Source organism: Sinorhizobium kostiense (assembly GCF_017874595.1).
Lineage (GTDB): Bacteria > Pseudomonadota > Alphaproteobacteria > Rhizobiales > Rhizobiaceae > Sinorhizobium > Sinorhizobium kostiense.
Genome location: NZ_JAGILA010000002.1, coordinates 226,488 through 250,903, shown reverse-complemented (window position 1 = coordinate 250,903; position 24,416 = coordinate 226,488). Strand labels below are relative to the sequence as shown.

General features: G+C 62.7%; 23 protein-coding genes. 12 read left to right on the top strand and 11 right to left on the bottom strand.

Annotated features, from left to right (window positions below):
* Nucleotides 1–80 precede the first annotated feature (80 nt).
* From J2Z31_RS07615 to J2Z31_RS07600, 4 genes are all read left to right on the top strand, one after another.
* Nucleotides 81–1,790 (top strand): Ig-like domain-containing protein, encoded by a 1,710-nt coding sequence (locus J2Z31_RS07615; RefSeq protein WP_209601312.1) that lies wholly within the window; start codon nt 81–83, stop codon nt 1,788–1,790.
* A 330-nt stretch (nt 1,791–2,120) separates the two neighbouring features.
* Nucleotides 2,121–4,013, top strand: a complete 1,893-nt coding sequence (locus tag J2Z31_RS07610) for an ABCB family ABC transporter ATP-binding protein/permease (RefSeq protein WP_209601311.1) — start codon at nt 2,121–2,123, stop codon at nt 4,011–4,013.
* A gap of 103 nt (nt 4,014–4,116) precedes the next feature.
* Nucleotides 4,117–4,815 carry a phosphatidylserine decarboxylase gene (locus J2Z31_RS07605; RefSeq protein WP_209601310.1) on the top strand — a complete coding sequence of 233 codons (699 nt, stop codon included), beginning with the start codon at nt 4,117–4,119 and terminating at the stop codon, nt 4,813–4,815.
* 24 nt (nt 4,816–4,839) lie between these two features.
* Nucleotides 4,840–5,706, top strand: a complete 867-nt coding sequence (locus tag J2Z31_RS07600) for a CDP-alcohol phosphatidyltransferase family protein (RefSeq protein WP_209601309.1) — start codon at nt 4,840–4,842, stop codon at nt 5,704–5,706.
* A gap of 193 nt (nt 5,707–5,899) precedes the next feature.
* Here J2Z31_RS07600 and J2Z31_RS07595 read toward each other — a convergent pair whose 3' ends face one another.
* The 5 genes from J2Z31_RS07595 to alr all read right to left on the bottom strand — a co-directional run bounded on the left by J2Z31_RS07595 (nt 5,900) and on the right by alr (nt 11,657).
* Nucleotides 5,900–6,640, bottom strand: a complete 741-nt coding sequence (locus J2Z31_RS07595; protein WP_209601308.1) for an SDR family NAD(P)-dependent oxidoreductase — start codon at nt 6,638–6,640, stop codon at nt 5,900–5,902.
* A gap of 10 nt (nt 6,641–6,650) precedes the next feature.
* Entirely contained in the window at nt 6,651–8,141 is a 1,491-nt protein-coding gene (gene purF / locus J2Z31_RS07590; RefSeq protein WP_209601307.1) for an amidophosphoribosyltransferase, read from the bottom strand.
* 143 nt (nt 8,142–8,284) lie between these two features.
* Entirely contained in the window at nt 8,285–8,884 is a 600-nt protein-coding gene (locus J2Z31_RS07585; RefSeq protein ID WP_209601306.1) for a CvpA family protein, read from the bottom strand.
* Between the two features lie 112 nt (nt 8,885–8,996).
* Entirely contained in the window at nt 8,997–10,400 is a 1,404-nt protein-coding gene (gene radA, locus J2Z31_RS07580; RefSeq protein WP_209601305.1) for a DNA repair protein RadA, read from the bottom strand.
* Nucleotides 10,401–10,517: 117 nt separating this feature from the next.
* A complete protein-coding gene (gene alr, locus J2Z31_RS07575) occupies nt 10,518–11,657 on the bottom strand; it encodes an alanine racemase (protein ID WP_209601304.1) in 1,140 nt (379 codons plus the stop codon).
* Nucleotides 11,658–11,785: 128 nt separating this feature from the next.
* Here alr and J2Z31_RS07570 point away from each other — a divergent pair, with 128 nt between their 5' ends.
* From J2Z31_RS07570 to J2Z31_RS07560, 3 genes are all read left to right on the top strand, one after another.
* Complete coding sequence (locus J2Z31_RS07570; RefSeq protein ID WP_209601303.1) at nt 11,786–12,643, top strand: AraC family transcriptional regulator; 858 nt, start codon at nt 11,786–11,788, stop codon at nt 12,641–12,643.
* Nucleotides 12,644–12,764: 121 nt separating this feature from the next.
* Entirely contained in the window at nt 12,765–13,418 is a 654-nt protein-coding gene (locus J2Z31_RS07565; protein WP_209602262.1) for an AzlC family ABC transporter permease, read from the top strand.
* Complete coding sequence (locus J2Z31_RS07560) at nt 13,415–13,720, top strand: AzlD family protein (RefSeq protein ID WP_209601302.1); 306 nt, start codon at nt 13,415–13,417, stop codon at nt 13,718–13,720. Before J2Z31_RS07565 ends, J2Z31_RS07560 begins: the two co-directional genes overlap by 4 nt.
* Nucleotides 13,721–13,948: 228 nt before the next feature.
* Here J2Z31_RS07560 and J2Z31_RS07555 read toward each other — a convergent pair whose 3' ends face one another.
* The 5 genes from J2Z31_RS07555 to rpsF all read right to left on the bottom strand — a co-directional run bounded on the left by J2Z31_RS07555 (nt 13,949) and on the right by rpsF (nt 18,253).
* The gene (locus J2Z31_RS07555; protein ID WP_209601301.1) at nt 13,949–15,448 is read right to left on the bottom strand and encodes a replicative DNA helicase; all 1,500 of its coding nucleotides are present in this window, start codon (nt 15,446–15,448) and stop codon (nt 13,949–13,951) included.
* 329 nt (nt 15,449–15,777) lie between these two features.
* Nucleotides 15,778–16,353 (bottom strand): 50S ribosomal protein L9, encoded by a 576-nt coding sequence (gene rplI, locus J2Z31_RS07550; protein ID WP_209601300.1) that lies wholly within the window; start codon nt 16,351–16,353, stop codon nt 15,778–15,780.
* Between the two features lie 36 nt (nt 16,354–16,389).
* Nucleotides 16,390–17,343, bottom strand: coding sequence for a DUF2232 domain-containing protein (locus tag J2Z31_RS07545; RefSeq protein WP_209601299.1), 954 nt, complete (start codon nt 17,341–17,343; stop codon nt 16,390–16,392).
* Between the two features lie 188 nt (nt 17,344–17,531).
* Nucleotides 17,532–17,780, bottom strand: a complete 249-nt coding sequence (gene rpsR / locus J2Z31_RS07540; protein ID WP_012707461.1) for a 30S ribosomal protein S18 — start codon at nt 17,778–17,780, stop codon at nt 17,532–17,534.
* Nucleotides 17,781–17,806: 26 nt separating this feature from the next.
* Complete coding sequence (gene rpsF / locus J2Z31_RS07535) at nt 17,807–18,253, bottom strand: 30S ribosomal protein S6 (protein WP_026612642.1); 447 nt, start codon at nt 18,251–18,253, stop codon at nt 17,807–17,809.
* Nucleotides 18,254–18,620: 367 nt separating this feature from the next.
* Here rpsF and J2Z31_RS07530 point away from each other — a divergent pair, with 367 nt between their 5' ends.
* Nucleotides 18,621–18,953 carry a four-helix bundle copper-binding protein gene (locus J2Z31_RS07530; protein WP_209601298.1) on the top strand — a complete coding sequence of 111 codons (333 nt, stop codon included), beginning with the start codon at nt 18,621–18,623 and terminating at the stop codon, nt 18,951–18,953.
* 18 nt (nt 18,954–18,971) lie between these two features.
* Here J2Z31_RS07530 and J2Z31_RS07525 read toward each other — a convergent pair whose 3' ends face one another.
* Nucleotides 18,972–20,015, bottom strand: coding sequence for an aldo/keto reductase (locus tag J2Z31_RS07525; protein WP_209601297.1), 1,044 nt, complete (start codon nt 20,013–20,015; stop codon nt 18,972–18,974).
* 347 nt (nt 20,016–20,362) lie between these two features.
* On the opposite strand from J2Z31_RS07525, the gene fabD reads away from it, so the two are divergent.
* From fabD to fabF, 4 genes are all read left to right on the top strand, one after another.
* Nucleotides 20,363–21,307, top strand: coding sequence for an ACP S-malonyltransferase (fabD, locus tag J2Z31_RS07520; protein WP_209601296.1), 945 nt, complete (start codon nt 20,363–20,365; stop codon nt 21,305–21,307).
* A gap of 26 nt (nt 21,308–21,333) precedes the next feature.
* Nucleotides 21,334–22,071: a 3-oxoacyl-[acyl-carrier-protein] reductase gene (gene fabG / locus J2Z31_RS07515; RefSeq protein WP_209601295.1), complete on the top strand. Its 738-nt coding sequence runs from the start codon at nt 21,334–21,336 to the stop codon at nt 22,069–22,071.
* Nucleotides 22,072–22,383: 312 nt separating this feature from the next.
* On the top strand, nt 22,384–22,620 hold the full coding sequence (locus tag J2Z31_RS07510; protein ID WP_003531676.1) for an acyl carrier protein: 237 nt from the start codon (nt 22,384–22,386) through the stop codon (nt 22,618–22,620).
* A 211-nt stretch (nt 22,621–22,831) separates the two neighbouring features.
* A complete protein-coding gene (gene fabF / locus J2Z31_RS07505; RefSeq protein ID WP_209601294.1) occupies nt 22,832–24,097 on the top strand; it encodes a beta-ketoacyl-ACP synthase II in 1,266 nt (421 codons plus the stop codon).
* Nucleotides 24,098–24,416: the final 319 nt, after the last annotated feature.

The following is a 24,416-nucleotide window of genomic DNA, read 5'->3' as shown; positions in this document are numbered from 1 at the left end:
ATAATGCACCGAGGGCTCGGCACCGTAGGCCGGCAAAAGGGGATGCGCGGGGCAAAGGCTTCGCTCCTGTGGAGAGTGGCATGATAAAGAACAAGGCCAGTTGGGTGGCCCTCGGCGTGCTGGCGATTGCGACCGCGCTGATGGTCTTCGTGGTCCAGCCGAACCTGCGCGACGACGCCAAGGAAGAGACTGCACAATCCGCCGCAGGCGGCGGCCAGACAGCAGAGCCGGGACCGGAAGCCAATGCCGGGAAGGCGCCCGCCGCAGCGCAAGGCCCGGCCACCGAGCAGACGGCAGCGCCCGCCACGCCCGGTCCGGCCACCGGTTGGAGCGTCCCCGGATTTGACCTCCTTCGCGTCGAGCCCGATGGGTCGACCGTAATCGCCGGTCGCGCCGAGCCGGGTACCAAGCTGGAGATCCTGAGCGGCAATACGGTGGTCGGGACTGCCGAGGTTAATGCGGCCGGCGATTTCGCTGCCGTCTTCGACAAGCCGCTTGCCGCAGGCGACCACCAGCTGACGCTTAGGAGCGTCGGTGCTGGTGGCACCAGCAAGATGTCGGACGAGGTTGCGACCATTTCCGTACCGAAGGAACCGGGTGGGCAATTGCTGGCGATGGTCTCGAAACCGGGCGAGGCGAGCCGGTTGATCACGACGCCGAAAGCCGAACAGATGCCCGTCCAGACAGCGGCCAGATCCACGGATGCGTCCGCCGCCGTTTCGGCGCCGCCGGCCAATCCCAACGGCTTGCCCGGGCTGCAGGTGACCGCCGTTGAGATCGAAGGCTCGACGATGTTCGTCGCCGGCAATGCCAAACCGGGGGCATTGGTCCGTATCTACGCCGACGATAAGCTGCTCGGGGAAGTGAAGGCCGACGACAGCGGCCATTTTGTTATCGATGGCGTGATCGAACTGTCGGTAGGAAGCCATATCATACGTGCCGACATGATGAACGACGACGCCAGCAAGGTGGCCATGCGCGCTGCTGTCCCCTTCGATCGGCCGGCGGGTGCGCAAGTCGCCGCGATTGCCAGTGCGCCGACGGACACGGCAGCAACTGGGCTCGATGGCCTGAGGGCCGAGGCGGCCAAGGCGCTTGCCTTGTTGAAGGGACTCTATGCCGACGGCAAGCAACCGACGGCCGAGCAGCTTGCTGCAGCGCGATCGGCAACAGAATTCGCTCTCCAGTCGCTTGCCGAGTTCAAGCCGGCGGACGGTTCCGAGCCGGGTTTGGTCGCCGCGGCAAACGGGGCTTCGAAGGCCGCGCGCGAGGCCTTGGCGATTCTTAAGTCGTCGCCGCAGGATTCTGCGGGTGTGGTCGCGGCCTTGGGCAAGGTCGATCCGGTCATTGCGCCGGCACTGCCGCAGCAGGCCGACGGAACCGCCGCGACAGCTTCTGCCAGACCGAAGCCTTCGGCCGAGGCTGGCCAGACAAGTGCCGTCGTTTCGGCGGCGGCCGATGCGACACAGGCCGCTCCGTCGCAGTCAGCGACGAAGGAGATTGCCGCAGCCGCCCCGGTTAACGCGGAACAGCAGCCGACGACGATTCAGCAGGCGCCGCTCAAGGAGAGCAAGAACACGGTGATCATTCGCCGAGGTGATACACTCTGGCAGATTTCGCGGCGCGTCTACGGTGCGGGCGTTCGCTACACGACAATCTATCTCGCCAATCGTGAGCAGATCGGAAATCCGGACCTGATCCAGCCGGGCCAGGTTTTCGGGGTTCCCGACGAGGCGCTTTCCGACGAAGAATCGCGAGAAGTCCACCGCAAGCACATGACGCACGAATAATAATCGGCCATCTGTCCGCAATTGCATTGCGGTCGCACGAGGGCGGACCTATCTGTCAGGAAATGGCGGCGTCTCAAAGGCGCCGCTTTTCATTGAGCCAGGACGGAGGCGGTCGAGTGGCGAATGCTGGCAAGGCAAATTCCTGCCGGAGTTCCCCGTGACTCGCTCAGAATGGAAGCAAGACCATGCGGAGCATTGCTGCAGGTGCCCTCGAATTGGAGGTTCGAGGGAGCAGGAAATGAGTTAGATCCTTCAGCGCTCTGTTCACCTCGAAGCGATCATGCGGGCATGCAACGGTCGCGATGGCAAGCATTGAAAGCGGACTGAGACGTGGCATCCTCTACCCAGAATAAGACGGTTTCGGCGAATACCAGCAATCCCCTGAAGACGATCGCCAATCTTTGGCCCTTTATGTGGCCGGCGGAGCGCATGGACCTGAAGCTGCGGGTGGTCTGGGCGACGGTGATCCTCGTGGTCGCCAAGATCGTTCTGATATTGGTGCCCTATTTCTTCAAATGGGCGACCGATGCCCTCAACAACAAGCCGGACGCGCTCGACTTTCTGCCGCAATTCCTGACCGGCGCGGTCATGCTTGTGCTCGCCTACAACCTCGCGCGGCTGCTGCAATCGGGACTCAATCAATTGCGCGACGCGCTGTTTGCAAGCGTCGGCCAGCACGCCGTCCGGCAGCTCGCCTATAGGACCTTCGTCCATATGCACCAGCTCTCATTGCGCTTTCACCTGGAGCGGCGCACGGGCGGGCTATCGCGCATTATCGAACGCGGCACCAAGGGCATCGAGACGATCGTCCGCTTCACCATCCTGAACAGCGTGCCGACGCTCATCGAGTTTCTGCTGACTGCGGTGATTTTCTGGTGGGGATACGGCTTCAGCTACCTGCTGATCACGGCTGTGACCGTCTGGCTTTATATCTGGTTCACGGTGCGTGCCAGTGATTGGCGGATTACCATACGCCGGTCGATGAACGACAGCGATACTGACGCCAATACCAAGGCGATCGACTCCCTCTTGAACTTCGAGACGGTCAAATACTTCGGCAACGAAGAGATGGAAGCCCAGCGCTTCGACAAGTCGATGGAGCGCTACGAACGTGCTGCGACCCAGGTCTGGACCTCGCTGGGCTGGCTGAACTTCGGCCAGGCGTTGATCTTCGGTGCCGGCACGGCCGTCATGATGACGATCTCGGCGCTTGCGGTTCAGCGTGGCGAGCAGACGATCGGCGACTTCGTCTTCATCAATGCGATGCTGATCCAGCTCGCTATCCCGTTGAACTTCATTGGGTTCGTCTATCGCGAGATCCGGCAGGGGCTGACCGACATCGAACATATGTTCGATCTCCTGGATGTTCGCCCGGAAGTCGTTGACCGCGCGGGTGCAAAGGAGCTCAGGATCGAGCGCGGCGCGATCGCCTTCCGCGACGTGCATTTCGCCTACGATTCGGCCCGGCCAATCCTGAAGGGGATTTCGTTCGAAGTGCCCGCTGGCAAGACGGTTGCCGTCGTCGGCCCTTCCGGAGCCGGCAAGTCGACGCTTTCGCGGCTCCTCTACCGCTTCTATGACGTGCAAGGGGGCTCCATCTTGATAGATGGGCAAGACGTTCGCGACGTGACCCAGAAGAGCCTGCGCGCGGTGATCGGCATGGTGCCGCAGGATACGGTGCTCTTCAATGACACGATAGCCTACAATATCCGTTACGGCCGGGTGGGGGCTTCCGACGCCGAGGTCGAGGCAGCCGCCGAGGCGGCGCAGATCGCCGGATTCGTCCGCGGCCTGCCGGATGGTTATCGGGCAATGGTCGGCGAGCGTGGGTTGAAGCTTTCGGGCGGCGAGAAACAGCGTGTCGCCATCGCGCGGACGATCCTCAAGGCGCCGCCGATCTTAATTCTCGACGAGGCGACATCCGCGCTCGATACGAAGACCGAGCAGGAGATCCAGGCGGCACTCGATGTCGTCTCGCGCAATCGCACCACGCTGGTGATCGCCCACCGCCTATCGACCGTCATCAATGCCGACGAGATCATCGTGCTGAAGGATGGTGTCATAGCCGAACGCGGCACGCATGGCGAACTCATCGCGCGCAACGGCCTCTATGCCTCCATGTGGAGCCGCCAGCGCGAAGCGACGCAGGCGGAGGAGCAATTGAAGCGGGTGCGCGAGAGCGATGATCTCGGCATTGTCGACCGTGGCGTCCCGGCCGTCTGACGACGGCTGAGCGTCGGCGCACCGCAGTCAAACTGGCTTCGGCGTTGCCGGATTCCCGAATTCGCGCTAGTTCACGTTTCAATTCAGATTTGGAGTAGATTTCATGAGCTTGGTCGACACGGTGCGCAACACGCTCGTTCCGGTGAACAAGGAAGGTTACCGCTTCATCGCGATCTTCTTCGTCGTTTCTCTGGTGCTTGGCTTCCTATGGGAACCATTGATGTGGATCGGCTTTCTGCTGACAGCCTGGTGCGCCTATTTCTTCCGCGATCCCGATCGCATGACCCCAATCGACGAGGACCTTGTCATCAGTCCGGCCGACGGGCGCGTGTCGGCCATTGCAAACGTGACGCCGCCGGAGGAACTGGGGCTCGGTTCGGAGCCTATGCTGCGCGTTTCCGTGTTCATGAACGTCTTCGACTGCCATGTGAACCGCGCTCCGATGAGCGGCACGATCAGGCGCATCGCCTATCGGGCCGGCAAGTTCGTGAATGCCGAACTCGATAAGGCGAGCCACGATAACGAACGCAACGGGCTAGTTATCGAAACGCGCCATGGCGCAATCGGCGTCGTCCAGATCGCCGGTCTGGTTGCGCGGCGCATCCTCTGCTGGACGAGCGAAAATGCACCCCTGGAGGCGGGGGAGCGGTTTGGCCTCATCCGATTCGGCTCCCGCCTCGATGTCTTTCTGCCGGAGGGTGCGACGCCGCGTGTCAGTGTCGGCCAGACCGCCGTTGCCGGCGAAACGGTGCTCGCCGAATTCGGTTCTGCAAAAGGGCCGGTCGTCAGTCGCCGTGGGTAAGGAGTCGTAATGGAGGAGTCCCGAATGGAAGAGCTCCGGCAGGAACAATCAGCAGGCGCTTCGGCGCCGACAGCAGATGCGAGCGGCTCCAACGACAAGGCCCGCGGGCCGCGGCTGAGGGAAATTCCGCTGCGCCTCATGATCCCCAACCTGATCACCGTGCTGGCGATCTGCGCCGGGCTTTCCGGAATTCGCCTGGCCTTTGAGAACCGTTTCGAGCTCGCAGTGGCAATGGTTTTGCTGGCCGCGTTTCTCGATGGCATCGATGGCCGCGTGGCGCGCCTGCTCAAGGCGACGTCGAGCTTCGGCGGGCAGATGGACTCGCTTGCCGACATCATCAATTTCGGTGTCGCACCGGCGCTTGTCCTTTATGTGTTCCTGCTCGATCAGGCGCGCTCGATCGGTTGGATCGCGGCGCTGATCTATGCGATCGCTGCCGGGCTGCGCCTGGCGCGCTTCAACGTCATGGCGGAGCGCCCGGTGAAAGCCTCCTGGCAGTCGGAATATTTCGTCGGCGTTCCCGCGCCGGCCGGCGCCATGCTCGTGCTGCTGCCTGTCTATATCGGCCTGCTCGGCCTGGCTCCGGACCGTATATTCGCGCTGATCGCTGCCGCCTATACGGTGCTGATCGCCTTCCTGCTGGTCAGCCGGCTGCCGGTCTGGTCAGGCAAATCCGAAAACAGTCGCGTGCGCCGGGACCTCGTGCTTCCGGCCATCCTGCTCGTCGTCCTCTACGTCGCGACGCTGATGACCTATACCTGGGAAACCATGGTGGTAACGGCGCTCGCCTATCTGATCAGCCTGCCGTTCGGTGCGCGCGCCTGGCAGAGAAAATATGGCGACTGGCAGGTGCCTCAGGAGGGCGATGGGCTTCCGGGGGACAGCGAGTAGGTGGAGAGGACAATTCGCCTCGTTCCTGTGCTTGCCACAGGAATCCAGCGCGCCCAAGTCCTTGGGCGCGGGTGACTATCTTCCAATCCCAGGGCTTGCCGCGGGCGTCGAATCTTCGAGTTATTCACAGCCGACGCGCTGTGGCCGGGTTCCTGTGACAGGCACAGAATGAGAAATTATGTCGGCCTCGCGCCTACTCCGGCAACCGATAATCGACGATCTTATTTTCCCGAACGATGAAAAGCTTGCCCGTCTCGGTCTGCTCTGCGCCGAAGAGGGGCATCAGCGCCGCGGCGACATCGGAGGGGTGAGGTACGGTCGCCGGGTCCTCGCCGGGCATCGCCTGCGCCCGCATGGCGGTGCGTGTCGGGCCCGGATCGACGCTGAGAATGCGCAGCGGCAGACGTTGCGTTTCGTAAGCCCAGGTGCGCGCCAGCGCCTCGACGGCCGCTTTCGAAGCAGAGTAGGGGCCCCAGAAGGGCTTGCACTTGTGCGCGGCGCCCGACGAGAGGATGATAGCCCGGCCGGCATCGGAGCGCACCAGCAGCGGCTCGAGCGAGCGGATCAGCCGCCAGGTGGCGGTGACGTTGATCGTCATTACCTTTTCGAAGACCTTGGCCTCCACATGGCCGATCGGCGAAATCGTCCCGAGCACGCCGGCATTGGCGACCAGGATGTCGAGCTTGCCCCAGCGCTCGTTTATGGCGCCGCCGAGCTTGTCGATCGCGGCCATGTCGGCAAGATCGAAGGGAACGAGAGTGGCAGAGCCGCCGACCGCTTTTATCGCGTCGTCGAGTTCTTCGAGCCCCCCGACCGTCCGGGCGCAGGCGATGACATGCGCTCCGGCCTTGGCAAGTTCGAGAGCTGTGAAATAGCCGATACCGCGCGATGCGCCGGTGACGACGGCGATCCGGTCTTTCAGATTGGGCGTCATTGATGTCTTGTTATCCGTTGCTGGCGAGGACCGAGAGCTTGCGCACGTTGCTTGCGCCTTCCTGGTCGAGGAGGCGGGTCGGATATTCACCGGTAAAGTAGTGGTCGGTGAACTGCGGCGCCTTCGGATCGCGCGGCTGACCGCCGACGGCCCGGTAGAGACCCTCGATCGAGAGGAACTCTAGCGAATCGGCGCCGATGAAGCGGCACATCGAGGCGAGATCGATATGCTGGTTGGCGAGCAGCTTGTCTCGGTCCGGCGTGTCGATACCGTAGAAATCGGGATGGAAGATCATGGGACTGGCGACGCGCACATGCACTTCGCGCGCACCGGCGTCGCGGATCATCTGTACGATCTTGACCGAGGTGGTGCCGCGCACGATCGAGTCATCCACGAGCACGACGCGCTTGCCGGCAATCATTGCTTTATTGGCCGAATGTTTCAGCTTCACACCGAAAGCGCGGATCTGTTGCGTCGGCTCGATGAAGGTCCGTCCGACATAATGGTTGCGGATGATGCCGTATTCGAAGGGAATGCCGCTCTGCTGTGCGTAACCGAGCGCAGCCGGTGTGCCGCCGTCGGGGACAGGAACGACGACATCCGCCTCGACAGGCGATTCCTTGGCGAGATTGCTGCCCATGTTCTTGCGCGCCACATAGACGCTGCGACCGCCGACGACCGAATCGGGACGGGCGAAATAGACATATTCGAACAGGCAGAGCCGCTCGGGCTGCGGCGATTCCGGCTTGCGTGCGTCGATTGAAATCGAGCCGTCCGGCTGGATCTCGCAAATGACGACTTCGCCGTTTTCGATGTCACGGATGTACTTGGCCCCGATGATGTCGAGCGCACAGGTTTCCGAACAGAAGATCGGCTTGCCATCGAGTTCGCCCATGACGAGGGGCCGGATGCCGATCGGGTCGCGCGCGGCGATCAGCTTCGTTCGCGTCATCGCCAGCATCGAATAACCGCCTTCCATCTGGCGGATGGCGTCAATGAATCGATCGGAGGAGGAAGTCTGCTTGGAGCGGGCGATGAGGTGAAGGACGACTTCGGTGTCAGAGGTCGACTGACAGATCGCGCCGTCGGCAATCAGCTGGCGGCGGAGCGTCAGGCCGTTGGTGAAGTTGCCGTTATGGGCGATGGCGATGCCGCCGACTTCGAGCTCCGCAAAGAGCGGCTGAACGTTGCGCAGCGCCACTTCGCCGGTCGTCGAGTAGCGTGTATGCCCGATGGAAATATAGCCGGGCAGCTTCGCCAGCGTTGCGGGATCGGTATAATGGTCTCCGACGAGGCCCATACGCTTTTCGGTGTAGAACTGCTTTCCGTCGAAGGTGACGATTCCGGCCGCTTCCTGTCCGCGATGCTGGAGCGCGTGCAGGCCGAGCGCAGTCAGCGCGGCGGCGTCCGGATGCCCGAGAATACCGAAAACGCCGCACTCCTCGTGCAGCGTATCGCCGTCGAGTTCGTCATGGACTTCACTGGATCTGAGATCGGTCATCGCAGTCTGCCTTTGCTCCGTGCCGTGCGCATATCGTGATCGGTCCGCCAGTCGTCAAGCGATCTTAGCCGAAAAGCCTGGCGAGGGTTATTCGAAATAGACAAAGCCCGCACAGCGGGCTTTGTTGCAAATGTCCTCATATATCAGCCGTTCGTCGCAGGCGCGTCCTCGGCAGGCGATTGTCCCGTGGCCGCGGGCGGATTGTCGCTCTCGCCTTCACCCGTCGTATCCCTGCCGCGCAGGCGGTCGAGAATGGTGGCGTCCGCCTCTTCAGGCAGCAGCGCCACCAGCCTGTTGCCGAGATTGTCGAGCAGCGGCTTCGATTTTGCCTCGGTGACCCAGATCGGCTGCTGCTGCGGCGCAACCAACCAGTTGAAGAACAGCATGGCGACGACGACCAGAAGAATGCCGCGCGCGGCCCCGAAAAGGAAGCCGAGCGTGCGGTCGAGCGCACCGATGCGGCTGTCGATGATGAAATCGGCAACCCGCATCGTGATGAATGAGATGATGATGAGTGCCACCAGGAAGATCACGGCGGCCGAGCCGATCAGAGCGACCGTGTCGCTGCTGGTGTATTGTTTGGCATAGGGCAAAACATGCGGATACAGAAAATAGGCGGCGGCGGCCGCGCCTACCCAGCTCGCGACCGAAAGGACCTCGCGCGAGAAACCGCGGACCATGGCGAGAATCGCGGAAAACAGTGCGACGCCGAGAACGATACCGTCGAGGATTGTGATGGGCATGTTGTCCTTACTCCGACCCCGTCTGCAATCGGGTCATACCAACTTATCCGCCATTGGCCGCGGGTGCACGCGCTCGAAAGGCCTATCCACTGCCGATCACACGGTCAATGCGTCAGTCCGCCTCGTCGACTTGCTGCAAGGCCCGCCGCGATCCGGCGATGCGAGCCACCAGGTCCGGCAGGCTTTCCATCTCGCTCAACCGGCCACTGCCGCTTCTGGGCAGGTCGGTCGATGCGGATGGCAGCACGGCCTGCGAGAAACCGAGCTTTTCGGCTTCTTTCAGACGTTGAGCGGTATGCGCAACCGGCCGGACGGCACCCGACAAGCTGACCTCGCCGAAATAGACGCAATCTGCCGGAAGGGCAAGCCCGGCGAGTGACGAAACCAGTGCGGAAGCGACAGCGAGATCGGCAGCCGGCTCGGAGATACGATAGCCGCCGGCGACGTTCAGGTAGACGTCGTGCTGGCCGAGCCGAACGCCGCAATGGGCCTCGAGCACGGCGAGGATCATCGAGAGCCGCGCCGAATCCCAGCCGACGACCGCCCGGCGGGGCGTTCCGAGCGACGTCGGCGCGACCAGCGCCTGCACCTCGACGAGCAGCGGCCGGGTCCCTTCCATTCCGGCGAAGACCGCCGCGCCCGGTGACTTTTCGTTGCGTTCGCCGAGAAAGAGCTCCGACGGATTGGCGACCTCGCGCAAGCCTTTGTCGGACATCTCGAAAACGCCGATCTCGTCGGTCGCCCCGAAGCGGTTCTTGACCGTTCGCAAGATGCGGTAGTGGTGGCCGCGATCGCCCTCGAAATAGAGCACTGCGTCGACCATGTGCTCGACGACGCGCGGGCCGGCGATCTGCCCCTCCTTGGTGACATGGCCGACCAGCACGACCGCCGTTCCGGTCTGCTTGGCGAAACGGATCATCGCCTGCACGCCAGTGCGCACCTGCGTCACCGTGCCCGGTGCGGAATCGACCGTATCGCTCCAGAGCGTCTGGATCGAATCGATGATGACGAGGTCCGGCCGCTTGCCTTCGGAAAGGGTTGCGAGGATGTCCTCGACATTGGTTTCGGCGGCAAGCAGCACGTCGCTGTCGGCGGCGCCGAGCCGTTGGGCGCGCAGCCGTACCTGGGCAACGGCTTCTTCGCCGGAGACATAGATCACGCGGTGCTTACGGCGGGCAAGGGCGGCTGCGGCTTGCATCAGTACGGTCGACTTGCCGATCCCGGGATCGCCGCCGACAAGCAGCGCCGAGCCGCGCACGAAGCCGCCGCCGGTCACGCGGTCGAGCTCGGATATGCCGGTCTCGATGCGCGGCGCATCCTCGATCTCGCCGGAAAGCGTCGTCAAAGCTACGGGGCGACCCTTCTTCGGCGCCCGCGTTGGGCCGCCACCGATGCCGCCCATCGGATCTTCCTCGATAATCGTGTTCCACTCGCCGCAGCCGTCGCACTTTCCCGCCCAGCGGGAGTGGACTGTGCCGCAATTCTGGCAGACGAACTGGGTGCGGGCCTTCGCCATTCGGAATTCACTTTCGGGATGTTGGGAGGGCTAAATCTGGACCTGGGCCAGAATCACTCCTCGACAGTCACATAATGACGCGGATCGCCGCTTTGAAGCATCGATTTCGGTCAGCGATCAGACGCCCCCGACATAATTTCGGCAATAACGGCGTCCGAGGCTCGTCAACAGCTCGTAGCCGATGGTGCCACCGGCGCGCGCAACGTCGTCGATCGCGACGTTCCGGCCAAAGAGCTCGATATAGTCACCGGCGCGAACGGCCTGTTCCGGCAGGTCGGTGACATCGAAAAGGCTCAAGTCCATGGTCACCCGGCCGACATGTGGCACCAATCTCCCATGCAGGAAGCCTTGAGCGCCCGATGGCCTTGCCTGCCGGAGCATAACGCCGCCGCCCGAAAGCGAACGGTGATAGCCGTCGGCATAGCCGATGGCGACTGTGGCGATGCGGCTGTCGCGGGTGAACTGCACTGAGGCGCCATAGCTCGCCGTTCCGCCGGCGGGAACCGTGCGCACCTGCAGTACGCGCGCTTCCGCGGTCACGACGGGCTTCATGGGGTTGGCGGCGCCGATCACCGCCTCGCCGCCATAAACCGCGATGCCGGGTCGCGTCAGGTCGAAGTGATAGTCATTACCGAGAAGGACGCCGCCGGAGTTCGCCAAGCTGGCGGGGATGTCCTCGAAGGCGGCGGTCACTGCCCGGAAGCGTTCAAGCTGATAGACGTTCATCGGATGCATGGGATCATCGCCACAGGCAAGATGGCTCATCACCAGCACGGGCGAGAAACTTGCCGGCCGCGCCGGATCCGAGGCAAGCGCGAGCGCCTCTTCAAAGGAGAGGCCGAGGCGGTTCATGCCGGTATCGACATGCAGCACGCAAGGATATTCACCCCGCTCGGAAAGCGCAGCCATGAAAACCGCAAGCTGTTCCTCGGAGTTGACGATCGGTACCAGGTCGTAGGCGAAGAACAACTCCTCATTGCCGGGCCACATGCCGGCCAGGATGTAGATGCGTGCGTCCGGAATGAAGGGGCGAAGCTCGGCGCCTTCCTCGACGCTGGCAACGAAGAAATCGCGCGCGCCGGCGGCGTAAAGCGTGTGCGCGGCCTCGGTCACGCCGACCCCGTACGCGTTGGCCTTCAGTACCGCGGCGGCACGCGCCTTGCCCGAGAGCTCGTTCATGGTCCGCCAATTGTCGGCAAGGGCGGAAAGGTCGATGGTGAGCCTGTTGGACGCGGCGAGAAATTCGGGGCTGGTCATCGGGCAAGGCTCTCCTTCGGCGATATCGAAGCAATACATGCAAGCGCCGAAGGCCGCAAACGGCGCAGCCAAATGGGGCGAGCACTTTTGTACAAGACGGGCGATAGCCGCGACGCTAGGATCGGTCGATGCATACGATTTCCCAGGAAGAAGCGACCGAGGCCATGCCGCTCGAGGGCGCCGAGCGGGCCCGTTTCTGGCGGGATCATCGGTTCGGGGGCATGGAATGCCTCAGCGCCACCTTCTTCACCCACGAATTCGCGCCGCACGCACACGACACGTTCAGCATCGGCGCAATCGAGGCAGGCTGCCAGATCAGCACCATCAAAGGCGAGCGCTCGCAAACGGGTCCGGGCGACTTCTATCTCATCAATCCCGATGAAGTGCATGACGGCCATCCCGGAAGTGACGGCTATCGATATCGGATGATCTACCCCTCGGTGGAGCTCTTCATCGAGGTCTTGGAAGATGTCACCGGCCGATCATTCCACGGGACGCCCTGTTTCTCCCGACAATGGCTGACGGACCCGGATCTCGCGGTCGCCTTTCGCCGGGCGCACCAGACGCTCGAAGGCAACACGGGAACGCTGGAGGCGGATGAAGCGATGTTCAGCTTCCTGGCGACGCTGTTCCAGCGGCATGGCAGCGCCATCATAGCTCCCCTCGGAACCCGCGAGAGTTCCGCCGTGCATCGCGCCCGGGACTACCTCATTGAAAACTATTCGCGCGACATCAGCCTCGACGAACTTGCCAAGGTGGCAGGCATCAGCCGGGCGCACCTGATCCGCGCGTTTCGCAAGGAATTCCACATAACCCCGCATGCTTTCCTCACGGACAAGCGCGTGCGCGAGGCGCGAACCCTGCTGCGCCGCGGCTGGTCGGCGGCCGATACCGCCTATCATTGCGGTTTCGCCGATCAGGCGCATTTCACCCGTCACTTCAAGGCGCGCACGGGCGTCACGCCCGGGGCGTTTCGCGCCGGCTGATCACTTTCGTTCAAGACCCTGCATAAAGATCCTTCTATGAGCTCTGCGTAAAATAACGACGGAGATCGTGGACGTGAAAAGGGCGGAAAAACTCGAGGAATTTGCCGGTGGTATGAAAGCAATGGCGCCTCTCACCGTCGCCGTGATGCCGATCGGCCTCGTCTTCGGTGCCGTCGCCGCTTCCAAGGGACTGAGCAGCCTGGAAGTGCTCTTGATGAGCGCACTCGTCTTTGCCGGCGGGTCGCAATTCGTTGCCATGGACATCTGGAAGCATCCGGCCTCCTGGGGCGCACTTGCCTTTTCGGCCCTGCTCGTCAACATTCGCCACGTGCTGATGAGTGCCTCGATCGGTACGAAGATGCCGGCATTCTCGGGTCCTGCCAAATACGCCGCGATGCTGCTGCTCGCCGACGAAATCTGGGCAATGGCGGAGCTTCGTGCCGAACGGACGCGGTTGACACCCGCTTGGTATGCGGGGCTTGCTATACCCTTCTATTGCGTCTGGGTTCTGGCGAGCCTCGCCGGCTCGATCGTCGGCGCTCTCCTCGGCGACCCGAACGTGGTGGGACTCGATTTCGCCTTTCCGGCGGTTTTCACCGTGCTGGTGATGGGCTTCTGGAAGGGCCGGGAGACCGGCGCGGTTTTGGCCGCCAGCGCCTTGGCGGCAGTGCTAGCACATCAGCTATTGCCCGGAGCCTGGTACATCGCCGCCGGTGCTGCCGCGGGTGTCGTCGCAACCCTCTTGACGGGCCGTCGCCGGGAGGTTTGTGCATGACGCTCGATCAGAACACATTTCTTGCTATCGTCGCCATGGCCGCTGCCACGGTTCTGACCCGGGTTGCCGGCCTCGTTCTCATCCGCTTCGTCGCCATCGGTCCGCAGCAGAAGCGTGCCCTCGAGGCTATTCCGCCCGCCGTGCTGATGGCCGTCATCGCTCCGACGGCGCTCGTCACCGGTCCGGCCGAAACGCTCGCCACCGTCGCAACCGCGATCGCGGCAACGCGGCTGCCGCTGCTTGCTGCCGTTTCAATCGGTGTTTTTGTGGTGGCCGTCGGCAGGGCGGCGGTCGGCGCGTAGCCTGCTTCCGCCGGGTTTGAGGCATTTGCGCTGCCCCTCATCCCGCTGCCGCGACCCTCTCCCCGCAGGCGGGGAGAAGGGACCTGCGGCGCGCGCTTCCGTTCCCCAGTACCCACTGAAGTGAAATGGGGGCGGAGAGTTTGCCGCTTTCCCCCTTCGCCCCGCTTGCGGGGAGAAGGTCCCGGCAGGGGGATGAGGGGCAGACACGATCTGCTCCCCGGCGTCGTCTCAATGCTCGTACTGCGTGAACGAAGGGTCGGCCAGATCCGAGAAGCGGGTGAATTCGGACTGGAAGGCGAGCTTCACCGTTCCGGTGGGGCCGTGACGCTGCTTGGCAATGATCACGTCGGCCGTGCCCTTCACCTTGTCCATCTGCATCTTCCACTCTTCGTATTTCGGGTCGAACTCGTCGCGCGGTTCCATGTTCTTCACGTAATACTCCTCGCGGAACACGAAGAGAACCACGTCGGCGTCCTGTTCGATCGAGCCCGATTCGCGCAGGTCCGAGAGCTGCGGGCGCTTGTCTTCGCGGCTTTCGACGGCACGCGAGAGCTGCGACAGCGCAATGATCGGCACGTTGAGTTCCTTGCCGAGCGCCTTGAGGCCCGTGGTGATTTCGGTAATTTCTTGTACGCGGTTTTCGCCCGATTTCTTCGAGCCGGTCATGAGCTGCACGTAGTCGACGACGAGCACATCGAGGCCTCGCTGCCGCTTCAACCGGCGGGCGCGCGCCGCCAACTGCGCAATGGAGATGCCGCCGGTCTGGTCGATATAGAGCGGTACCTTCTGCATCATCTGCGAGCAGGCGACGAGCTTCTCGAAATCCGCCTCCGAGATGTCGCCGCGGCGGATCTTCGACGAGGAGACTTCCGTCTGTTCGGAGATGATACGGGTGGCAAGCTGTTCCGACGACATTTCAAGCGAGTAGAAGCCGACGACGCCGCCATTCTTCGCCTTGAAGGAGCCGTCCGGCTGCACCTCAGGCTCGTAGGCCGCGGCGATGTTGAAGGCGATATTGGTCGCCAGCGAGGTCTTGCCCATGCCCGGACGGCCGGCGAGGATGATCAGGTCCGAGCGCTGCAGGCCGCCCATCTTGGAATCGAGCGAATGGATGCCGGTGGAGATGCCGGAAAGGTGTCCGTCGCGCTCAAAAGCCTGTCCCGCCATGTCGATCGCGAGCGCCACGGCATCATTGAAAGATTGGAAACCGCCGTCGTAACGCCCGGTCTCGGCGAGTTCGAAGAGCCGCCGTTCCGCATCCTCGATCTGGCTCTGCGGGGGCATGTCGAGCGGCGCGTCGTAGGCGATGTTGACCATGTCCTCGCCAATGGTGATCAGCGAACGCCGGAGCGCGAGGTCATAGATCGCTCGGCCGTAGTCCTCGGCATTGATGATCGAGACGGCTTCGGCCGCAAGACGCGCGAGATATTGTGCGACCGTCAGGTCGCCGACCCGCTCGTCTGCCTTGAGAAAGGTCTTTACCGTCACCGGGTTGGCGGTCTTGCCCATGCGGATGATTTCACCGGCAACCTCGAAGATCTTGCGGTGCAGCGGCTCGTGGAGATGCACGGGTTTGAGGAAGTCCGACACCCGGTAGAATGCGTCATTATTGACCAGGATTGCCCCGAGCAGCGCCTGTTCGGCTTCCAGGTTGTTCGGCGCTTCGCGATAGTGCTGGTCCACCTGTTCCTTGGTCAGGGAGGCAAGCTTTCGCGCTGCGTCGTTCATGGTCTTTCCGTTCCGCTTGAGGTCCTTCGAGTATCCGGTTTGCTGTTTGCCGCCGTTGGCGTCTAGTGTAGCCGTGCAACAGTGTCCCGGCTTGCAACCGCGGCCGTGGCCTTTTCCCGTTGTCCACATCCATCCACAGGGGCGGCCTGAAGGCGCGAAACGGGCCTGTCGCAAGGCAAGGGCATTGACGCGAAGAAGCCCGGAGAAACTACCTGATTCGCGCTTCGGCGTCGCTCGCAAAGCGTGCGCTTCGAGCCGATATGCCGCAAAGAAAAACCCGGATCGCGAGCGATCCGGGTCTCACCTTTAATCAGCTCTCTCGCTGACGCTTATTCTTCTTCGCCTTCGAACTCCGCTTCCGGATTAAAGAAGTCCTCCGGCTTCAGCGCGTCTTCGTCGACGCCATAGATCGCCTCGGCGGAGGTCAGGCTTTCGCCCTTGGCCTGACGCTCGGCTTCTTCGGCCGAACGGGCGACATTGACTTGGACGACAACGTCGACTTCCGCGTGCAGGTGCAGGGTAACCTTATGGACGCCGATGGACTTGATCGGCTGGTTGAGGTTCACCTGGTTGCGGTTGATGTTGAAGCCTTCGGCAGTCAGCGCCTCGACGATGTCGCGAGCGGCAACCGAGCCGTAGAGCTGGCCGGTTTCGCCGGCGGACCGGACGATGATGAAGGACTTGCCGTCGAGCTTCTCGGCGATCTTCTGGGCTTCCGACTTGCGCTCGAGGTTGCGGGCTTCGAGCGTTGCGCGCTCGGTTTCGAAACGGGCCTTGTTTGCGGCGTTGGCGCGCAGCGCTTTTCCGAGCGGCAGGAGGTAGTTGCGTGCAAAGCCGTCGCGAACCTTCACGGTTTCACCCATCTGGCCGAGCTTGGCGATGCGTTCGAGGAGAATGACTTCCATTTTTTCGATCCTTTCAGTTTGGCGATTTTACGTTGTTTAGCTTTTCCCCGCCGGCGTGACCGCAATCGTGCGTCGCGTATCGGTCAGTCCGAAGAGGAGGAAGAAGACGGCGGGTATCGTGAAGACGAATACCGACAGATAGGCCATCCACAGGACCGGCAGCCGCCAGGCCCTGCCGCGCGTGCGATAGTGGAAGGAGGCAAAGCCCGCAAGCAGGAAGCCGGCGCCGAATGTGCCGCAAACGAGGGAGCCGATCGCGGCCGGAGCGCCGCCGATAAAGGCGAGGAGGAGGCCGGCGAGAAAGATGAAGATGGCGTTGCGGTGCATCCTGAGCGACGCGGGGATATCCTCGCGAGGCCGCACGGACCGCCCGGACATCTGCACGATGCGGGTGGCGAGGTAATAGGCCGAAAACAGCATCATCACCCAGATCGCCCCCTGCACGAGCGGCAGGGCAAGGGTGAACATTGCTTTCAATTGGGCGATGGCGGCCGCATCCGGGTTGTAGAGCGGTTCCTGCGCCTTCACAGCCTCGATCACCATGTCGACCATGAGATCGGAGACGCTCGAATCATATCCGACGATATAGCCGACGAGGATCATGCCGATGGTCACGAGTCCGGCGAGGTGGCTGAGGATGTCGGACAGCGGATACCAGGCGAGCGCGTCCTCCGGGCCGCCGATCTCGGAGGCGGGACGCGCAAGATTGGCAAGATGGCTGAGCCAGCCGGCCGGAATGAGAGTGACCACCAGGATCAACAGCGCGAAATAGGGCGACGCCAGGACTGCCGCCGTTGCGCCGGCAGTGACGATGCCGGCAATCGCGGCGGCGTTGCCCCAGCCGAGCCCGGCAATCACGATCGGCAGTGCGGAAGCGGCGTAAAGAATGATGGCAAGTGACGACTGCGTATTCGCGCCCATCGAGAGAAGGGCGGCGGTTATGCCGGCAAGTATGCCGACGAGCAGCGATGTCCTGTTCAAATTCTGCACGTTCGCTGTCCTGCTTCAACGCAGTTAGGGGCCGCCGTTCGGTTCTGCCCCAGCATGGGATTTTGGCGTTACCGCCGGTTCCGATCCGCGCCCACCGCGGAAGGGAGTGTTCGAGGCGCTCGCTTGGAAAGCGCCTCGACGTTTAATGGATCTCCGTTGAGTCAGGTGATCAACGGAGAGTCATGCCCTTACGATACGACGTAGGGCAGGAGGCCAAGGAAGCGGGCGCGCTTGATCGCCTGGGCGAGTTCGCGCTGCTTCTTCTGGGAAACGGCCGTGATGCGGGACGGAACGATCTTGCCGCGCTCGGAAATGTAGCGCTGCAGGAGGCGAACGTCCTTGTAGTCGATCCGCGGAGCGTTTGCGCCCGAGAAGGGGCAGGTCTTGCGGCGACGGTGGAACGGACGGCGGACCGGAGCGGAAGAAACTTCAGCCATTGTATTAATCTCCTAAAGCTTCTGAATTACGCGCGGTCTTCACGCGGGCGACGCGGGCGGTCTTCGCGGTCGCCACGGTCCGGACGCGGACCACGGTCGAAACCGCCTTCACGCGGGCCACGGCCTTCGCCGCGCGGACGATCGTCGCGGTCGCGCTTCTGCATCATCGCGGACGGGCCTTCCTCGTGCTTTTCGACGGCAATCGTCATATAGCGCAGGATGTCTTCGTTGATGCGCATCTGCCGCTCGACCTCGTGGACGGCCGGTGCCGGAGCATCGATGTCCATGAGCACGTAATGAGCCTTGCGGTTCTTCTTGATGCGGTAGGTGAGGGACTTCAGGCCCCAGTTCTCGACCCGGCCGACCTTGCCGCCGTTCGCTTCGATGACGCCCTTGTACTGCTCGACCAGGGCATCGACCTGCTGCGGCGTGATGTCCTGGCGAGCCAGGAATACGTGTTCATAAAGAGCCATTCTGGCTTGCCTTTCTTGCGTTAATCAGCCCGGGCCTCGGCGGCTAAGCCTCAACGACTGTTCTTATTGGCTCGGATGAGCCGGCAAGAAAGTGTTGTATCGAGACGGTCGAGAGCGGAGACACGGGAGGCCGGAACATCTTGTCGTTCCTGGCGGCCTCCGAGGCGGAAGCCGGCCCTCCGTTCAGCCACCAGCCAGAAGACCGGGCGTTTCGAACAGCGCGCTTATACGGAATTTCCGCGGAAATGCAAGGCGCGATCGGAAGATCTTTGCAGGCGGCCTTTGCGGCGGCCGCTGCGGTCTCGGAACAAACGCGCAATTTCCTTGTTCAGGCCCAGCCCCCAACAAAAAGCAGCAGGAGATGAAGATGCCCCACATCGATCCCAAGATGCAGGAGTGCATAGATGATTGCCTCGACTGCTACGAAGCCTGCCTTTCGATGGCGATGGGCCATTGCCTGGAGGCGGGCGGCCAGCACACCGAGCCGCCGCATTTCCGCCTGATGATGGCCTGCGCCGAAATCTGCCGGACCGCCGCGCACTTTATGTTGATCGGAACTCCGCATCACAGGCACATTTGCGGCGAATGTGCCGAGATCTGCGCAGAATGCGCGGCCGACTGCGAACGCATCGGCGATATGGCCGATTGCGTCGAAGCCTGCCGGCGCTGCGCCGAAAGCTGCCGGCAGATGGCGGCGTGACGGCTGTCTTCCGACAGCTTAGATCGGTGCCGGATAGAGCCGGTGCAGCCGGCGGATGCCGTTCATTACGTCCTGCGGAAGCGTGACGGCGGCGGCGCCGATATCGATCTTCAACTGGGGGATCGAAGTCGCGCCGATGATGACCGAGGTCATGAAGGGCCGCGTCAGGCAAAAGGCGAGCGCCATCTGTGACGGGTCGACGCCGTGCTCGCGCGCGAGCGCCACATAGGCCGAGACGGCCTGCTCCTGATGCGGCGTGAAGCGGCCGCCAAGATCGCCATTGATCGACAGACGCGATCCAGCCGGCTTCGCCCCGTCCAGATATTTGCCGGTAAGAAGGCCGGCGGCCAAGGCTGAATAGGCAAGCAGCCCGACGTCCTCGTGGTGGGACAGTTCGGCAAGGTCGAGATCGAAGGTTCGATAAAGCAAGTTATATTCGTTCTGGATGGTGGCGACTCGCGGCAGGCCGTGCTTTTCCGCGAGATCGAGCATCTTCATCGTGCCCCATGCCGTGTCGTTGGAAAGCCCAACGGCGCGCACTTTGCCCGCTTTCACGAGGTCGCCGAGCTTGTCGAGAATGGCTTTCAGATCGGCCCTGACATGCGCCTTGTCCTGCTTCGAAGGGTCATAGGACCAGGCATTGCGAAAGTGATAGTGTCCACGGTTCGGCCAATGAACCTGGTAGAGATCGACATAATCCGTTCTCAGCCGCTTGAGGCTGGCATCGATGGCTTCGTCGATTCCTTCCGGCGTGATCGGTCCGCCGTTGCGGATATAAGGACGGCCGGAGCCGGCGACCTTGGTCGCGAGCACCACATCGTCACGCCGGCGGCGCTTCGCGAGCCACTCGCCAATGATGCGCTCGGTATTACCGTAGGTCTCGGCCGAAAGCGGCGTGGTGGGATAAAGCTCGGCGGTATCGATGAAATTAACGCCGAGCTCGAAGGCGTAGTCGAGCTGGCCGTGGGCCTCGGCCTCGGTGTTCTGGGAGCCCCAGGTCATTGTGCCGAGGCAGATTTCGGAAACCTTGATGCCGGTGCGGCCGAGCGTGTTGTAGCGCATGTTGACTTCCTCGTGGTGGCGGATTCGCGCCGCTGGGGAGGGGAGAGGCGCGCCGCCCTTGAAATGGGTGATGGCCGCAGCCCCGAAGGAAAGTGCTGGGCGCGGCTGTAATGACGGGCAGAACTTAAGCGCTGGTTGATGAAGATCAAGGGCAAAAGCCCCGGCGCGACCGGCGAACTGGGCCTCTGCGCTTGACTCGCCGTTCAGGAATGTGAATGGAGAGGAAAAACAGCGACGGGACATGTAGGCGAGGTATCGTACTGCCGGTGTCCTGCTCGAACACGGGAAACGATCGCGTCGGGTCGGATCGCGCCGAGCTGTTGCGATCAAGGGAAGAGGCACTCCTGATGAGCATTGCATTCACGTTCCCCGGTCAGGGCAGCCAGGCTGTCGGCATGGGCAAGGATCTGGCGGAAGCTTTTCCGGAGGCGGCAGCTGTTTTTGCCGAGGTGGACGAGGCGCTTGGCGAAAAGCTTTCCGACATCATCTGGAACGGCCCGGAAGAGACGCTGACGCTGACGGCGAATGCGCAGCCCGCGCTGATGGCGGTCTCGATCGCGGTGATCCGGGTTCTCGAAGCCAAAGGCGTCGATCTGAAAAGCAAGGTTTCGTTCGTTGCCGGCCATTCGCTCGGCGAATACTCTGCCCTTTGCGCCGCAGGAACCTTTTCGCTCGCCGACACCGCGCGGCTCCTGCGCACTCGAGGCAATGCGATGCAGGCGGCCGTCCCGGTCGGAAAGGGCGCGATGGCCGCTATCATCGGCCTGGAGCACGGCGATGTCGAAGCGGTCTGTCGCGAAGCATCGGCGCTCGGCGCTTGCCAGATCGCCAACGACAATGGCGGCGGCCAATTGGTGATCTCCGGCGAAAAGCCTGCGGTCGAGAAGGCGGCTGGGCTTGCTTCTGAGAAGGGAGCCAAGCGCGCATTGATGCTGCCGGTGTCGGCGCCCTTCCATTCCGCGCTGATGGCGCCGGCCGCCGAAGCGATGCGCGAGGCGCTCTCCACGGTTGAGAAGCATGATCCGGTGGTCCCGGTCGTTGCTAACGTGCTGGCCGCCCCGGTCAGCGATGCCGGCGAGATCGCACGCCTCCTCGTGGAGCAGGTGACAGGCCAAGTGCGCTGGCGGGAAACGGTCCAATGGTTCACCGCCAACGATATCGCCACTCTGTACGAGATTGGCTCGGGCAAGGTGTTGACAGGGCTTGCGCGTCGCATCGACAAGAGTGTCAACGGCATTGCGGTCAATACGCCCGCCGACATAGACGCGGCGGTTGCCGCCCTTCTGGCCTGAGCGCCGCAATCACAAGGGAGAAACCCATGTTCGATCTTTCCGGCCGCAAGGCCCTCGTAACCGGCGCATCGGGCGGCATCGGCGAGGAAATCGCCCGCCTCCTGCATGCGCAGGGCGCCACCGTCGGCCTTCACGGCACGCGCGTCGAAAAACTGGAAGCGCTTGCCAATACGCTCGGCGAGCGGGTGCAGATCTTCCCGGCGAACCTTTCCGACCGCGCAGAAGTAAAGGCGCTCGGCGAGAAGGCGGAGGCCGAACTCGGCGGTGTCGACATCCTCGTCAACAATGCCGGCATCACCAAGGACGGCCTGTTCGTCCGCATGAGCGACGAGGACTGGGACGGTGTGCTGGAGGTCAACCTGACGGCCGTGTTCCGCCTGACTCGTGAACTCACCCACCCGATGATGCGTCGCCGCTTCGGCCGGATCGTCAACATCACCTCTGTCGTCGGCGTTACCGGCAATCCGGGGCAGGCCAATTACTGTGCCTCGAAGGCGGGCATGATCGGCTTTTCCAAGTCGCTCGCGCAGGAAATCGCCACTCGCAACGTCACCGTCAACTGCGTTGCCCCGGGTTTCATCGAGAGCGCCATGACCGGCAAGCTGAACGAAAAGCAGAAGGAAGGCATCATGGCCGCAATCCCGATGCGGCGGATGGGAAGCGGCGCGGAAGTGGCCTCCGCCGTCGTCTATCTCGCCTCCAACGAAGCGGCATACGTCACCGGCCAGACGATCCATGTCAATGGCGGCATGGCGATGATCTGAACCGATGCTCGGCGGTCGCTTTTCGCGACGTGCGACCGGCCGGGAAGACGCGGTCCAAACGCCTGAAATTCAATGTTGAGCATGCGAATGTCAGGCATTTTCCGGCTTTGCGGCAGACTTAAACCGTGTTAATCGGGCCATGACTGTACGCAGTCGACCGGTCCGCTCAGGTTCTCCGAGAGCCCTGCTGCCACGGGTTTCCGCGGTGTCGGTTGAATGGATTGCCCGGTGGGCCAACTTGGTCTATCAGGCGTGATTGAGTACCGGCGCCCGCTGGCGCCGCAGAGAAAACGAAGGTCGAGGAACTCCGACATGAGCGATATCGCAGAACGCGTGAAGAAAATTGTTATTGATCATCTTGGCGTCGACGCCGAAAAAGTCAGCGAAGGCGCAAGCTTTATCGATGACCTTGGCGCGGACTCGCTCGACACCGTCGAACTGGTCATGGCATTCGAGGAGGAATTCGGCGTCGAGATCCCGGACGACGCGGCGGATTCGATCCTGACTGTCGGCGACGCCGTCAAGTTCATCGAGAAGGCTCAGGCCTGATACGGTTCAAGGCCTCCGACGGGCCGCGATCCGCGGCCCGTTTAGCCCTGGGGAAGTGGGGCTGGCCCGCGTCTGATGCGGGTTGCGATCAGCAAAGCGTTCCCGCCTTTTCCCCTGATCGTCGTCAAGTGTTTTGCAGTGGATGCGCGGATCGGGGTCGTGGCACGCGGTCCGGTCCGGCTCTGGAATGAAGTCAGGGTGGATCACGGGAATGAGACGCGTCGTTATCACCGGTACCGGCATGGTATCGCCTTTGGGTTGCGGAACCGAGGTTAGCTGGTCGCGTCTTCTCGCCGGCGGCAATGCGGCGCGCAAAGTTACCGAATTCGAGGTCGAGGACCTACCGGCCAAGATCGCTTGCCGCATTCCATTCGGCGACGGCTCCGACGGCACCTTCAACGCGGATGACTGGATGGAGCCGAAGGAGCAGCGCAAGGTCGATCCCTTTATCGTCTATGCGATGGCCGCCGCCGATATGGCGCTGGCGGATTCCGGCTGGAAGCCGGAAACCGACGAGGATCAGATCGCGACCGGCGTGCTGATCGGCTCGGGCATCGGCGGCCTCGAAGGCATCGTCGACGGTGGATACACCCTCCGCGACAAGGGGCCGCGCCGGCTGTCACCTTTCTTCATTCCCGGCCGCCTGATCAATCTCGCTTCGGGCCAGGTGTCCATCCGTCACAAGCTGCGCGGGCCCAACCATTCGGTGGTTACCGCCTGCTCCACCGGTGCGCATGCGATCGGGGACGCAAGCCGGCTGATCGCGCTGGGCGATGCCGATGTGATGGTGGCAGGCGGCACCGAATCGCCCATCTGCCGCATTTCGCTCGCGGGCTTTGCCGCCTGCAAGGCGCTTTCGACGCAGCACAACGACAATCCGCAAAAGGCATCGCGACCCTATGATGCCGATCGCGACGGATTCGTCATGGGAGAAGGTGCGGGCATCGTCATTCTGGAAGAGCTGGAGCATGCCAAGGCGCGCGGTGCCAAGATCTATGCCGAGGTGGTCGGATACGGCCTCTCCGGCGACGCCTTCCACATCACCGCCCCTTCGGAGGATGGCGATGGCGCCTATCGTTGCATGCAGATGGCGCTGAAGCGTGCGGGTCTGACTGCCGCCGACGTCGACTACATCAATGCCCACGGAACATCCACCATGGCCGACACGATCGAGCTCGGAGCCGTGGAGCGGCTGGTCGGCGACAGCGCTTCGAGGATCTCCATGTCTTCGACAAAGTCGGCGATCGGGCACCTGCTCGGGGCCGCAGGCGCGGTCGAGGCGATCTTCTCGACTCTGGCGATTCGCGACAATATCGCTCCACCGACACTCAATCTCGACAACCCGTCGGTAGAAACGAGAATCGACTTGGTGCCGCACGTCGCCCGTGAGCGCGAGATCGATGTGGCCCTATCGAATTCCTTCGGCTTCGGCGGCACCAATGCATCGCTGGTCCTGCGCCGATACAGGGGCGATTGAGCTCTGTGTCCAACGTCGCAACCCTCAGCTGGCGGGCTTCAGCGTGAGGCACCCTGCCTTTGCTGATCTTGTCGTGTTGTGATCCCGCTTTTTGCCGCAATGCTCGCTAAAAGCTGTCGCAAAACGGTTTTCTGGCCCGGTGCCGGACAAGGAGGAGTGCGGACGGCGTGCCGCGTCCCACAGTTGAGGACCGGCCATGTTGATGACTTCGGTTCGGAGCGGATCGGATCATCGCGAGCTGGTCGCTATGTTCGCGCAAGGCACAGCTGGCAATTGTAGCGTATCCATCGCCCTGGCATATACATGCTAGCCGCCGGCC

Coding starts and splice junctions, on each gene's coding strand:
- J2Z31_RS07615 (WP_209601312.1), top strand. CDS start 81: ATGATAAAGAACAAGGCCAGTTGGGTGGCCCTCGGCGTGCTGGCGATT.
- J2Z31_RS07605 (WP_209601310.1), top strand. CDS start 4,117: ATGAGCTTGGTCGACACGGTGCGCAACACGCTCGTTCCGGTGAACAAG.
- J2Z31_RS07600 (WP_209601309.1), top strand. CDS start 4,840: ATGGAAGAGCTCCGGCAGGAACAATCAGCAGGCGCTTCGGCGCCGACA.
- J2Z31_RS07595 (WP_209601308.1), bottom strand. CDS start 6,640: ATGACGCCCAATCTGAAAGACCGGATCGCCGTCGTCACCGGCGCATCG.
- purF (WP_209601307.1), bottom strand. CDS start 8,141: ATGACCGATCTCAGATCCAGTGAAGTCCATGACGAACTCGACGGCGAT.
- J2Z31_RS07585 (WP_209601306.1), bottom strand. CDS start 8,884: ATGCCCATCACAATCCTCGACGGTATCGTTCTCGGCGTCGCACTGTTT.
- radA (WP_209601305.1), bottom strand. CDS start 10,400: ATGGCGAAGGCCCGCACCCAGTTCGTCTGCCAGAATTGCGGCACAGTC.
- alr (WP_209601304.1), bottom strand. CDS start 11,657: ATGACCAGCCCCGAATTTCTCGCCGCGTCCAACAGGCTCACCATCGAC.
- J2Z31_RS07570 (WP_209601303.1), top strand. CDS start 11,786: ATGCATACGATTTCCCAGGAAGAAGCGACCGAGGCCATGCCGCTCGAG.
- J2Z31_RS07565 (WP_209602262.1), top strand. CDS start 12,765: ATGGCGCCTCTCACCGTCGCCGTGATGCCGATCGGCCTCGTCTTCGGT.
- J2Z31_RS07560 (WP_209601302.1), top strand. CDS start 13,415: ATGACGCTCGATCAGAACACATTTCTTGCTATCGTCGCCATGGCCGCT.
- J2Z31_RS07555 (WP_209601301.1), bottom strand. CDS start 15,448: ATGAACGACGCAGCGCGAAAGCTTGCCTCCCTGACCAAGGAACAGGTG.
- rplI (WP_209601300.1), bottom strand. CDS start 16,353: ATGGAAGTCATTCTCCTCGAACGCATCGCCAAGCTCGGCCAGATGGGT.
- rpsR (WP_012707461.1), bottom strand. CDS start 17,780: ATGGCTGAAGTTTCTTCCGCTCCGGTCCGCCGTCCGTTCCACCGTCGC.
- rpsF (WP_026612642.1), bottom strand. CDS start 18,253: ATGGCTCTTTATGAACACGTATTCCTGGCTCGCCAGGACATCACGCCG.
- J2Z31_RS07530 (WP_209601298.1), top strand. CDS start 18,621: ATGCCCCACATCGATCCCAAGATGCAGGAGTGCATAGATGATTGCCTC.
- J2Z31_RS07525 (WP_209601297.1), bottom strand. CDS start 20,015: ATGCGCTACAACACGCTCGGCCGCACCGGCATCAAGGTTTCCGAAATC.
- fabD (WP_209601296.1), top strand. CDS start 20,363: ATGAGCATTGCATTCACGTTCCCCGGTCAGGGCAGCCAGGCTGTCGGC.
- fabG (WP_209601295.1), top strand. CDS start 21,334: ATGTTCGATCTTTCCGGCCGCAAGGCCCTCGTAACCGGCGCATCGGGC.
- J2Z31_RS07510 (WP_003531676.1), top strand. CDS start 22,384: ATGAGCGATATCGCAGAACGCGTGAAGAAAATTGTTATTGATCATCTT.
- fabF (WP_209601294.1), top strand. CDS start 22,832: ATGAGACGCGTCGTTATCACCGGTACCGGCATGGTATCGCCTTTGGGT.